At 38.4% G+C, this 12,926-nt stretch carries 8 protein-coding genes; 4 read left to right on the forward strand and 4 right to left on the reverse strand.

Going from position 1 to position 12,926, the window contains the following annotated elements:
• Positions 1–409 (forward strand): hypothetical protein (locus AC0KTX_RS15465; protein ID WP_474253003.1); only part of this gene is annotated, 409 nt, incomplete at its 5' end.
• Between the two features lie 1,209 nt (positions 410–1,618).
• On the opposite strand, the gene AC0KTX_RS15470 is transcribed toward AC0KTX_RS15465, so the two are convergent.
• The 4 genes from AC0KTX_RS15470 to AC0KTX_RS15485 all read right to left on the reverse strand — a co-directional run bounded on the left by AC0KTX_RS15470 (position 1,619) and on the right by AC0KTX_RS15485 (position 8,418).
• Positions 1,619–3,088: a glycoside hydrolase family 1 protein gene (locus tag AC0KTX_RS15470; protein ID WP_474253004.1), complete on the reverse strand. Its 1,470-nt coding sequence runs from the start codon at positions 3,086–3,088 to the stop codon at positions 1,619–1,621.
• A gap of 84 nt (positions 3,089–3,172) precedes the next feature.
• On the reverse strand, positions 3,173–5,029 hold the full coding sequence (locus AC0KTX_RS15475; protein ID WP_474253005.1) for a beta-glucoside-specific PTS transporter subunit IIABC: 1,857 nt from the start codon (positions 5,027–5,029) through the stop codon (positions 3,173–3,175).
• Between the two features lie 219 nt (positions 5,030–5,248).
• On the reverse strand, positions 5,249–6,091 hold the full coding sequence (gene licT / locus AC0KTX_RS15480) for a BglG family transcription antiterminator LicT (RefSeq protein ID WP_474253006.1): 843 nt from the start codon (positions 6,089–6,091) through the stop codon (positions 5,249–5,251).
• A gap of 938 nt (positions 6,092–7,029) precedes the next feature.
• Positions 7,030–8,418, reverse strand: a complete 1,389-nt coding sequence (locus tag AC0KTX_RS15485; RefSeq protein WP_474253007.1) for an amino acid permease — start codon at positions 8,416–8,418, stop codon at positions 7,030–7,032.
• Between the two features lie 1,200 nt (positions 8,419–9,618).
• Between AC0KTX_RS15485 and AC0KTX_RS15490 the strand changes: the two genes are divergently transcribed.
• Genes AC0KTX_RS15490 through AC0KTX_RS15500 form a run of 3 tightly spaced genes read left to right on the forward strand, consistent with a single transcriptional unit; the run spans position 9,619 to position 11,870 of the window.
• A complete protein-coding gene (locus AC0KTX_RS15490; RefSeq protein WP_474253008.1) occupies positions 9,619–10,389 on the forward strand; it encodes an amino acid ABC transporter substrate-binding protein in 771 nt (256 codons plus the stop codon).
• A gap of 59 nt (positions 10,390–10,448) precedes the next feature.
• On the forward strand, positions 10,449–11,108 hold the full coding sequence (locus tag AC0KTX_RS15495; protein ID WP_474253009.1) for an amino acid ABC transporter permease: 660 nt from the start codon (positions 10,449–10,451) through the stop codon (positions 11,106–11,108).
• Between the two features lie 15 nt (positions 11,109–11,123).
• Positions 11,124–11,870 carry an amino acid ABC transporter ATP-binding protein gene (locus tag AC0KTX_RS15500; protein WP_474253010.1) on the forward strand — a complete coding sequence of 249 codons (747 nt, stop codon included), beginning with the start codon at positions 11,124–11,126 and terminating at the stop codon, positions 11,868–11,870.
• Positions 11,871–12,926: the final 1,056 nt, after the last annotated feature.

Consider the following 12,926-nt stretch of genomic DNA (forward strand, 5'->3'; position numbering starts at 1 on the left):
GAAAGGTAAATTCATTGAGCCGGCAAGCCTATGTATTTTTTCTTGCAATTCTCTGCACTTTTTGCTTGCAAAAAACAGGTTGCTTGTGATGCTCATTCGGGAGGTAAATTTAAACTTTATCGCAATAATAGCCCAAACATTATTTACTTCTGGCTTAATTGTTAATTACGTAAAGTTGGATATTTTAAGAAACTCATGTGCCCAATTATTCAATGAGTTTAGACAAATCTTTTTAATAAATGGTTTAAACACTAATCATCAGATTGTTGCTACCATACTAAGTCTTGTCTTTCGATATGAAACAGTTGTCGCCAGTATGGGGGTTCATCTATCCAGTAAAATTTTTCACAGGATAAATTCAGCGGTTACAGATGAATGGGAATCGGTAAAACGAAACTTGCATTTATAAAATAAATCGACATAGTTTAGTACCCGACTTTTTTGTCACGCAAAAAAAAGTCGCGGTACCGGACTTTATTTTTCACGAAATGTAAAAATCAAACGTAAGAATGCGGGTTTTATCGTTTCACAGTACCTAACTTTTTTGTAATTTAACACGAACATATGTTTGTGTTTGTTGAATGATAAAAAAGTCGGAAACCGAACAAAAAAGTTGAGAACTGAAAGCCTGTTGGTGAATCCGGCTTACGAAAGAAAAAATTTTTGAGATAAAATTTCTTATGGGAAAACAAAAAAGGTGACTTTTCGTCACCTTTCTTTAATGAAAAAAGTGCCAGATTTATTATGAAAAAATATTTTTCGCTAACACCATCGCATCATTACAAGGAGTATTCTTTGTTAGGTGTCCAGTGGAAGAAAAAGATTAAAAAGGATTAATAACCGACACTGCTCTCTAGGGGGGCCTCCCCCTAGGAGCTATATCCAATCGCCCTTTTTTTCATCCTTTAATTATTTTCTTTAAAAATAAGATATTCCTTTTTATCTTCCAATTAAACACCATACTCCCGCCTTGACAGGCGGGAGATACGTATCTTCTTTTTTTTTCTGGAAAAGAAAAAAAAAAGAAACTATTTGTATCTGGCATGATGTTGCTTGCCGTTTCTTTCTATGGTGTTTTCGTGCTTCGTCACGAGATACACGAAACGATGTATCGTGAAACACCCGGAAAGAAAAAGACAAGAAACCTCCACTTTGATAAGTGGGGGAGGTTCATCAACCAATTTCCATACATATCCATGATTTTATAAATAAATGATATATTAAGTTACGGTTCCCACCTTTTTTGTCATGCAAAAAAACGCGGTACCCGACTTTATTTTTTACGAAATGTAAAATCGAACATAAGAATGCGGTTTTATCGTTTCACAGTACCCAACTTTTTTGTAATTTAACATGGATTGTTGATTCGAAAAAATTGGAAAGAAACTGCTAACTTAAAGTAGTCAATAAAAATCAAATAACCCATCCAGAAGCTCTAACTATATTTTGTGTTAGTTAGGGCTTTATATATAAGGATGAGTTTAAACCATGTTTTTAAATAATTTAAAAAAATGTCTCTTCTACAAAAGCCAGTGGAGAAAAACGAGCTGTTTTTCTCCACTGGCTTCATTTTAGGAACTTACCGGACATCCCCAAAGGCACAAATAAACTCAGTTACCTATAATCTAGACCCATTCGACTCAATCACGTTTTTATACCAATAAAAGGACTTTTTCGGGATGCGCCTATAACTTCCCTTGCCATAATCATCTGCATCCACATAAATGAAGCCGTATCTTTTCTCCATTTGGGAGGTCGAAGCACTAATCAGATCGATACAACCCCATGGCGTATAGCCCATTAATTCCACACCTTCCTGGATTGCCTCATACATCTGTTCTATATGAGAACGGAGATAGTCAATCCGGTAGTCATCCTGAATAGTTCCATCTTCTTCGATTCGGTCCTTTGCCCCTAAGCCGTTTTCTACAACAAACAACGGGATCCGGTAGCGGTCGTACAGATCGATTAACCCAATTCGTAAGCCGATAGGGTCAATCTGCCAGCCCCAATCCGAAGTCTCTAGGTATGGATTTTTAATGCCCGAGGTTAAGTTGCCGCCGGTAATTTCTTTAGAGTCCATATCAACAGAAACCACACGGGACATATAGTAACTCAAAGATAGATAATCAACGGTATATTTTTTTAGAATTTCTAAATCATTTTCTCCGAAATCAATGTTTAGTCTGCGATCTTTAAATTCCTTCAAGATATAAGACGGATATTCCCCTCGAACCTGAACATCGGAGTAAAAATAATTTTTTCGGTTGGATTGGGCAGCCATTAAGACATCTTGCGGGTTACACGTTTCCGGATAGGTTTGGGTTTTGGTAATCATGGCGCCCATTTTCGCATCGGGGCTTACTTCCCTCAGATACTTAGTTGCTAAGGCACTTGCCACAAATTGATTATGGACGGCCTGATAAATGGCTTCATCCAACCGGTCTTGATTCTCATATTTATCTTCGACCACCCCAATGGTAGTAAACGGATGGCGAAAAACACTATCAATTTCATTAAAAGAAATCCAATATTTCACTAAGTCCTTGTATTCATCAAAAACAACTTGACAAAACTTCACAAAGAAACCGATAACATCGCGCGAAACCCAGCCGTCATAATGGTTAACTAAATAAAGAGGCATTTCATAATGGGACAAGGTAACAACGGGTTCAATGTCATATTTTTTTAGAGTTTCAAAGACACGCCGGTAATAATCTAACCCAGCCCGATTCGATTTCTCTTCCACCCCGGTTGGGAAAATACGGGTCCAGGCAATGGAAAGCCGCAATACTTTGAACCCCATTTCTGCAAATAATTTAATATCTTCCTCATAGCGGTGGTAGAAATCAATTCCTCTTCTTTTTGGATAATATAACGGATCCGTTGCGGCCATTGCTTCCTTAATATCTTCTGAACTCACGTGCCATTGATTTTTATAATCAGAAACAGCGATATTAGGTTTTAATTTTGCCACATCTGCGACAGACATGCCCTTACCGTCCGCATCCCATGCACCTTCTACTTGATTGGCAGCAATGGCTCCTCCCCAAAGAAATCCTTTTGGAAAAACTTTTTCATCTATCATAGTTTAAACCCTGCTTTCTATATAAAGTAGTCGGCTCCGAGGCTTTCGGAGCCTTAAGTCGTAAAAGTAGCTCACTAAAGATGGTTACAAAACGACAGCCGTTAACAAAACATCTTGTTTAACCGTTGACTTTTTATTGGTTTCAATAACATCTGTATATTGATTGGAATTGGTAATGATAATTGGCGTCGTTAAATCGAATCCTGCGGCTTGAATTTCTTCCAAATCAAATTCCACCAGCAGCTGCCCCTGCTTAACTTTTTCGCCCTGTTTGACATGGGCTTTAAAATATTTGCCTTCCAATTTTACCGTATCCAAACCAATGTGAATCAACACTTCGATTTGCTCATCAGAGGTTAATCCGATGGCATGTCCCGTTGGGAATAATGTTGAAACCACACCGGACACAGGGGCATACACTTTTCCTTCCTTAGGAAGAATTGCGACACCCTTACCCATAGCTTCTGTGGAAAAAGCGGGGTCGTCTACTTCGTGTAATGGAACAACTTCACCCGTAATCGGAGACAATACAGTTGTCCGTTTAAGATCACCGTTTGTATGAGCCTTCTCACCCTGAATAGGAGTTTCTTCTGTTTCTTCTTCAAAACCAAGAATATAAGTCAGTGCTGCCGTTACAACAAACGCAATCGAAATACTAATAATATAATAAACAAATGTATCGGTCATAAACGCAGGAAGTGTAGTTAAAGCCGGGAACACATAAGCAATAACAGTCGTTTTCATCGCTCCGGCAAAACCCCCGCCGATTAATCCGCCAATAACCGCAGCAATCATAGGGCGTTTATATTTAACAGACAATCCATAAACAATCGGTTCCGTAATACCTGCTAAAATGGCTGGCATCATGCTGGCTAATGCATCTGATTTTAACTGCTTATTCTTAGCTTTCAGGAATACACCGAAAGCAACACCTGCTTGAGCAAACGTAGCGTTTGCAACTGGAGGTCGGATGGTATCAAAACCTTTCGTGCTGAGGTTATTCAGCATAGCCGGCACGACACCCCAATGAATTCCGAACATAACGAGGAAGGTCCAGCCGGCACCAATAATCGCACCCGCCAGCATTCCGCTCTGATTATTCAAGAAATCAATGCCATTGGCAATTCCATTCCCCAAATACACTCCAATTGGTCCAATGATCCCTGCAGTTAATGGCACCATAATCAAAAGTGACAGCATAGGCACTGCAAAGGATTCAATCACTTTTGGAATAATACGTTTTAAGAACTTTTCAAGATAAGAGAATAACCAAATCGCTAAAATTGCAGGGATAATTTGACCACTGTATTTAAACATAACGATCGGAATCCCGATGAAATCAACAACATCTCCAATATTTTTCATTAGGCCGGTAAAATTCGGCTCCAGCAATGCGGCCATAATAGCAGCAGACACAAATAGGTTGGTTCCAAATATCCGTGCGGCTGAAAAAGCCAGGAACACAGGGAAAAAGAAGAATACGGCATTGGACGCTGCTGTCAAAATGAGATACGTACTGCCCGTGTTGGACATGCCAAAATACGTTGTACAAATAACGAGCAGAGCTTTTAACATTCCGGATCCGGCTAACAACGGCACCATCGGAGTAATGATTCCAGACATCACATTAAACATTCTGGCAATCACATTCCCCTCTTTTTTCTGCTTCTGCTCCTCATCGGACGCACTTTTAATGGAATATTGCTTCATAATCGCATCGTAAACTTCGCCAACCGCATTTCCGATAACGACTTGGTACTGTCCGTTGCTTTCGACTGCCTGGACAACCCCCTTTACTTTTTCGAGTTCTTTTTTATTAAACTCTTGACCATTCTTTAGTTGAAAACGAAGGCGGGTCATACAGTGGTACAGGCTGACTACATTTTCTTCGCCGCCGACTTTTTCGATTATGGATTTTGCTAATTCAGTTCGATTAACCATTTTCGTTCCTCCTTTTTAACAAATAAGAAAGTATAAATTTTGACTTTTAGAATTGCCCAGCGTTTCGCCCATCGATTAGTGTACTTCGTTAAATGGGCGCTTCCGCTTTTCTTAATAAAAAAACCTGAAATGAGCGAAAGATTTTAAAATAGAACATGTTCTATCTCCTTCAGTCATTCCAGGTAATGCCTTTACAGTAACACCCTGTTTATCATTCATTTAGTTTTCATTACGGTTGGTGACACGGTTAATATGCAGAACAAGATAAACCATTTCTGCCCTGGTAATTTGTGTTCCATACCCGTTTAGCACATATTTTTCAATCTTTTTTACACATTCGAATGCTTTTGTATATTTATCCTGCACTTGCTCAAACAGGTAATCATCGTCGTTTTCAATATGGTCATTTGACAGGATTCTTTGAGCAAAAAATTTCAAGTGGGTCAATAACCTGCCGTAATTCCATGATTCTTCATCGAAAACGATTCCATAGTGATATTTAATAATCCCTAAAATGTCTTGGGTGAATTTTGCAATTTTGACCGTTTTATCAATTTCATTCCCGTCAAATTGCGTGTTTGCAATGTGCATGGCAATAAATCCGGCTTCATCCTCTTTAAAACATATTCCAGTTTTCTTATCGATAATTTCGATTGCCTTTAGACCAATATCAAACTCGGCCTTATAGAGTTTCTTGATCTCCCATAACAAAACATTACGAATCTCTTGACCCTTTTCATAGCGCTGGACGGCAAAATAGATATGGTCGGTAAGGGTCATGAGAATGTAATCACTTAAGGGAGTGCTAAGTTTTTCACGTGCATAAGCAATAATCTCTTCAGCTATTTCAAAATATTTGAGCGGAACTTCTTTTAAGAGAGCTGCCATTTTGCGTGTTAAATCCTGGGTTTGAAGTGTAAACACCTTACTAATTTTACTTTCATCAATCGGGTCGCCAGGCTTTAGATTATAGCCAATCCCGTTTCCGAAAACAACCATTTCCTGATGATTGTCATTTTTCGCCAAAATGACATTATTATTTAATGCTTTCTTTAATTTCATCCCATCACCCCTTTTCCCAAATGGTCGAGACAGCACTTCCTTTTAATCTACAAAAATGTGATTTTAATTATCCTGAAAAAACAAAAATTACCTGAACTTGACATGCATACTGAAGGGGAAATCCCATCATCAATATGCAAATCAATTCAGGTAATGCCTTATACAGTAACACCCTGTAATATTAACTTTATTAAATGTAAAACGCTCTCTTAAACTAAGATAATATAAATTTTATATTCCGTCAATCATTTTCATAATAGTTTGTAGACAACTTTTTTAATCCTTAACTCAACTTTTGCACACAGAAATATTTAAGCATTGCTTGATATCCCAGGGTAACATCAAGAATTTTGTGTAATGCTCCATTTGTGGGTAGCTCTGAAATGAATATGAATGAAACTACTTTTATTTAACGGAATATTCCGATTTCGTTATTGATATTGGAGAACGGTTTCCTATCCAAATGTCCAAGAAGAAAATCTTGAAATATCGAAACAATCAACTGGAGAATTCCCGGCAGATAAAGAATCCTACACAAATAAAAATGGGGAGCCCGTGACAATTCATGATATAACAGATGTTTATGTCATTGTACAATGGAAAGGTCAAAATGAGAAAAAACTGCAAGAAGAAAAAATTATACTTACGCCAGAGAGTAATTAAAATTCTGATAGAACATCAAAGGAGTTGTCCAAAAAGCGGTTTTCAGCTTGAACCTTAAAAAAAACCCAAGAATGCTTTTATATGAACATTCTCAGGTTTTTCATTTAGGAACATAAAACACTAAAATGGATCTTTTAGACAGCCCCTACTAATCTTCATATGTTTAACTATTGATAAGGGGCTGGCAATATTGCACAACTTATAAGCATTTGAAAATAAGATGCTCGAAAGCGAACTTGCTGTCCCGCCCAAAAAATAAACAGGTCTCTCTCCCATTAATTTACTTTCTTTATCTCGTCTTGTTTTTGATTCAGGTTGGCAGCGTAGTATGCGATGACTAAAATGGCAACCCAAATCGGGCCGACTATTAAGGCGATTCTCGTGTCAGGATAGTAGCCCAGCAGAATTGCAACAAATATCAGAAATGCTCCTGCAAAGTAAGTAGATATTGGGTATAGCGGGATTTTAAATTTTAGATTTTTTTGTTGTTTTGCTGTAATCGTTTTTCGGAATCGCCATTGTGCTAATAAAATAATAAACCAAGTCAATAAAGCGCCAAATGTTGAAATAGATGCAATCCAAGTAAATACATGAGCCGGTACCAAATAGTTGAGCAGAACCCCGATTAATAATACGGCTGAAGTAACCATCACTCCTCTAAAGGGAACGCCTTTTTTGTTTAATTTGCCAAATGCTTTGGGAGCTTGTCCATTTTGGGCAAGATTGTACAACATGCGTCCCGAACTGAATATTCCTGTATTACAGGAGGAAAGGGCTGCGGTTAAAACGACAAAGTTTATAATGCCTGCTGCAGCCGGGATGCCAATTTTGTCGAAGGTTAAGACGAAGGGGCTTCCGCTTGTCCCGATTTCATTCCACGGATAGATGGACAAAATAACAAACAGCGCACCCACGTAAAAAATTAAAATGCGAAGTAAAGTAGAATTAATAGCTTTCGGCAGCGTTTTTTCAGGATCCTTTGCTTCACCGGCTGTTACGCCGATCATTTCGATTCCCAGAAAGGCAAACATAACCATTTGAAATGACATTAAAACGCCTTCCAAACCATTTGGAAAAAAGCCGCCGTGCTCCCACAAATTGGTGATTCCTGTAGGGACTCCGTTATTGCCGAATCCGAAAAAAATCATGCCAAGGCCAATAATGATCATAAAGATAATCGCAACAATTTTGATTAGGGCAAACCAGAATTCCAGCTCACCGTAAACGCTGACTTGAAGAAAGTTAAAGCCCATCATGATAATTAATGCTGCAAGAATCCAAATCCACCGCGGAACATCCGAAAACCAAAATTCCATATAAATCCCAACGGCTGTCAGTTCTGTCATACAAGTAATGACCCATACAAACCAATAATTCCATCCTGTAATATATCCTGCTAGATTACCAAGATAATCATGGGCGTATTGGCTGAATGAACCGGCAACGGGATGATGGACAGCCATTTCCCCTAACGCTCTTAAAATGAAAAATAAAATAATTCCGCAGAAAAGGTAGGATAACAGTATACCGGGGCCTGCCAGCTTGATCGAGCTTGAAGACCCTAAAAACAGCCCGACGCCGATTGCAGAACCTAACGCAATGAGTGCAATATGTCTTTCTTTTAAACCTCTTTGCAGCTGGTTTGAAGAATTTCCCATGATCATTCCTCCTTAAATTTAAACATGAAATCATCTTCAATGGCCTGTTGCGCAGGTCATCATATGTCAGATTTCACTATAAAAAAATTTTATTTATTATTCCCCATGGATCTCTTTATAATCAATTTTGTGACGCTTACAAATAGGTTGAAAGGCTCAGTAGAAAAAGTCTCAAAAGTGTAAAAAGCAGGCCTGAATGTTGCTTCAAACATTCATTTAACAGGCAAAATGAATTTATTTATACAAAGGAACACGAAAGAAGCAGGACAGGTAACTCGATTCATAAGTCTGAATGTGGTGATTATATCTAGAAAAATAAAGCAATAAGTTCTTTCAATATTTGAAGATTGAAATTGCCATTTACTATAACGGCTGATTTAGGAAAAAGTTGGTACAAAAGGAGCCAAAGTGGGATTATACAGGAATTTCATGACTAATCGATTGACGCTGTTTATATTCCTTACTCCCTTTGGAAACAAAGCTAGACTAAAAACTATTTGAAAAAAAAGATTTTACAATGTTATTGAATTAGACTATATCGTTAATGAATTCGCAAATTTAGAGGTTAAACAGAAGAGTTCCTGAAGAACTTTGCGGATTAATAGATTACGGCAACTGGAAGAAGAACATCGTGTAAAAGGTTGAACTATTATTCAAACATGTCTCTCCTAATGGAATATCATTTTTGCTTACTTGATATTAGAGAGCATTCCCTCTATTGGCGCTTCTTACCGCTGAGAAGAGAATATAAAACATCTCATAGATATCCATGTTTTCTCTAACTTTACAAAATGGAAAAATTTTAAGAAGGTTTTGCTTTTTAAATCTGTTTAATCTTCGCTTGTTGCCTCGTATGTTCTCAATCAAAGTTTCGATCATTTTGCAAAACTCTATTTTCTTAGTTAAATACTTTAGTATGCTAATAAACTAATTGACATTCATTTTTAAGTTGTGTTATTTTTATTTTATGTTAATTTATCACTCTAATATATTATCGAATTAAAGTGCACTCGCGCATATCTTCATAGAGGCAATTACCGTTATGCTTCTCTGAGCTTATTTAAGGCAAATGTTGTTCAAACCATTGCATAAGCATTTATGGATAATGACTGGTTGCGAGGGCGTCCAAACTTATTGCACATGCAATAGGCTAAGCAAAAGATATTGAAGAAAAATGATAATTAGTTAAAGGTGGTTATCTACAGTATGAAACGTTTAGCAGCGATTATTCTAACCATGGCAGCGGTATTCTCGCTCCTGATAGGATGCTCCAAATCGGAGGAAAAAGACAAAACGCTAGTAATTGGCATAGATGATAAATTTGCACCTATGGGGTTCCGGGATGAGAATAATGAAATTGTAGGGTTTGACATTGATTACGCTAAGGCAGCTGCCGAAAAAATGGGAACAAAGGTGAAATTTCAGCCGATCGACTGGAAAACAAAAGAATCTGAATTAAGCAGCGGACGGATCGATCTCATTTGGAACGGGTACACCATTACGGAGGAGCGCAAAAAGAAAGTTCTTTTCACAAAGCCTTATATGAAAAATGCACAGGTTGTGGTCACCCTTGCTGATTCCAACATTTCTAAACTTGATGATCTAGAAGGCAAAGTGGTTGGCCTTCAAACTCTGTCTTCTGCAGCCGATGCGTTGAATAAAAATCCGATTAAATCGAAAATCAAAACGGTTACGGAGTATGCCGACAATGTTCTGGCATTGAAGGATCTAAAGTTAAAACGTGTTGATGCGGTAGTGATTGATGAAGTTGTCATTAAATATTACATGTCGAAAGAAAAAGATACTTATAAATTGCTCGATCAATCCCTTGCGCAAGAAGAATATGGAATAGGCGTTAAAAAGGGTAATGAGGAACTTCTGAACAAACTGCAAAAAGCTCTCGATGAACTGAATGAGGACGGCACTGCAGCCGAAATCTCGCAAAAGTGGTTTGGCGAAAATAAGGTTTTAAAGTAAAATAAACCGAATTTGGATTTCCTTGAGAAACCCTGTTTTGTTTTTGGAGGAATTCTTTCATGTCCGTAGATTATTTCAATTCAATCATTAAGCCGATGCTGGAAGGGGCACAAATGACGGTTCTCTTGTTTTTGATCGCCATTGTGCTGTCCATTCCGCTCGGCTTTGTACTAACACTTGCTGTAAGAAGCAGGTTCAAGCCCATATCCTGGCTTACACAGATGTATATATATGTGATGCGGGGCACCCCATTGCTGCTTCAGCTGCTTTTTATCTGTTTTGGGTTGCCAATGCTCCCTGTGATCGGGGATTATTTGGTGCTAGACCGCTTTGTCGCAGCTTGTTTGGGCTTTATATTGAACTATGCTGCATATTTTGCTGAAATCTTCCGCGGCGGTTTGCTGGCTATTGATAAAGGTCAGTATGAGGCCGCACAAGTTCTCGGTTTGAATAAATGGCAGACAATGACGCGAATCATACTCCCACAAATGTTCCGCATCGCACTTCCTGCCGTTGCTAACGAGTCTGTTACACTGGTTAAGGATACCGCACTGCTCTATGCTGTTGCCGTACCGGAATTACTACACTATGCACAGACTGCTGTGAACCGTGATTTTACAATCGTGCCTTTCTTCATCGCAGGCATTATTTATTTGATCATGACGCTCTTATTAACTGTTCTCTTTAAGTGGCTAGAACGACGGTTCAAATTTGACTAAAAAGGAGTAGTGAGTGTGGTTCTCATTGAAGTATCCAACCTCAAAAAATCATATGGCGAATTGGATGTTTTAAAACAGATTACATTTGATGTTAACAAGAACGATGTCATTGCTGTGATCGGACCCTCTGGTTCTGGCAAAAGTACAATGCTCCGCAGCCTAGTCCATCTTGAAAAAATAGACAGAGGAAGCATCTGTATATCAGGGGATTATTTGGTGAAGGACGGGATTTACTCAAAACCGCAGGAGATTAAACGGATTACCTCTAAGATGGGAATGGTTTTCCAGCATTTTAATCTTTTCCCTCATCTCACGGTTAAAGAAAATTTGGAACTTGCTCCTAGGCTAGTAAAGAAGGAGTTAAATGCGGAAATTGAACTACGCAGCACAGAACTTCTGAAGAAAATCGGGCTCTCCGATCGGGCTTCAGCTTATCCTGCAAAACTTTCGGGCGGTCAAAAACAAAGAGTCGCCATTGCTCGGGCGCTTATGATGAATCCTGAAATCCTGCTGTTTGATGAGCCTACTTCCGCCTTGGACCCGGAGTTAACCGGCGAAGTACTCCAAGTAATGAAGCAGCTGGCTGAAGAGCACATGACGATGATTGTGGTGACACATGAGATGGGGTTCGCCAAGGAGGTTGCAAACCGGGTCATTTTCATGGACAACGGGGAAATCATCGAATCAGGCCATCCGACTGAGATTTTTACAAACCCGAAGTTTGAACGAACGAAAGCCTTCTTGAACCGCAGTTTGAAATAATCCGGTACGCCGTCTGCTAGTAGCATTTCAATAATCAACACTTACTACTTAAAAGGTAATGTACTTTAAGCACATCCCAAATCCGTTTTAAATAATCATATTAAGATTAGCAGCACAGACTATAGCCAAGGTCTGTGCTACTTTTTTAGTAGAAATGCGGAAAATGTCGTGATAGCCCCAGAATCAGTTTCAGCATGTTGGCTCCACCTTGAGATCGTTTACAAGAAAAGCCAATCGATAAGGTTATGTGAAAACTTCTACAAAAAGTGGAGCAGGAATCTATATGCAAAGTGTTGTTTCTTAGCGCATGGTGTGAATGATTCAAATGCTCTGCCTCGTCCAGATATTCTACCAAGTATGCTGAAGAATTGGTGCATTGCGAGAGCATTGGGCAATTTTTGCAAAACTTTGGATTTCAGTGTCTTGAGAACGACGAACATTATTTTTGCCAACGGTTGAGAAAGTTGGAGTTTTTTCGTTAAATCGCATTCTAAGAACAATCGATGGTCCCTCATTCTTTTAAATCTCCTTGATCGTTTGACACAACTAATGGAATTATTTGTGAAAATATAGTGGAATGTCGGAGGATTTGTCCTATTGTAAGTTGACAATAAGTAGTTGTCCATTCCGTTCCTAGGTACTCTTTCGACTCACTTTATTTATGAATTCCAAATGTTGAAAAAAGAATATGGTTCATTTACACCCCTTACTTCATCTCTTTTATTATTATGTTTAAAGGGAAAAGGCTTTCTGCGTTTCCTCTTTTAATATGGAGATAAAGGTGTTATGTTAGGAAAAGGTTAAGGCCAATTCATTATTTAATTTCATTGATATCTTTTGATCTTAAAATAAGTTGGAAAGATAAGGGTCATGTTAAAATCATTAACCGTTATATCGGGCAGAAAAGACAGATTATATCAGCAAAAAGAAAAATCTGTGTCTGGAATTTGGCTGGTCAACTTTTTAAGATGGATTTCATAAAGTCCTGCGGTAATATGTCAAGGTGAAAAATCATAGAAATTGGAAATTTCCTTGTCCGATGATCCGAAAAAAGGC

This window comes from Aeribacillus sp. JST-2 (assembly GCF_056032925.1).

What these genes read in the sequence shown, in the direction of transcription:
- AC0KTX_RS15470 (WP_474253004.1), bottom strand. Translation starts at nt 3,088, where the DNA reads ATGATAGATGAAAAAGTTTTTCCAAAAGGATTTCTTTGGGGAGGAGCC.
- AC0KTX_RS15475 (WP_474253005.1), bottom strand. Translation starts at nt 5,029, where the DNA reads ATGGTTAATCGAACTGAATTAGCAAAATCCATAATCGAAAAAGTCGGC.
- licT (WP_474253006.1), bottom strand. Translation starts at nt 6,091, where the DNA reads ATGAAATTAAAGAAAGCATTAAATAATAATGTCATTTTGGCGAAAAAT.
- AC0KTX_RS15485 (WP_474253007.1), bottom strand. Translation starts at nt 8,418, where the DNA reads ATGATCATGGGAAATTCTTCAAACCAGCTGCAAAGAGGTTTAAAAGAA.
- AC0KTX_RS15490 (WP_474253008.1), top strand. Translation starts at nt 9,619, where the DNA reads ATGAAACGTTTAGCAGCGATTATTCTAACCATGGCAGCGGTATTCTCG.
- AC0KTX_RS15495 (WP_474253009.1), top strand. Translation starts at nt 10,449, where the DNA reads ATGTCCGTAGATTATTTCAATTCAATCATTAAGCCGATGCTGGAAGGG.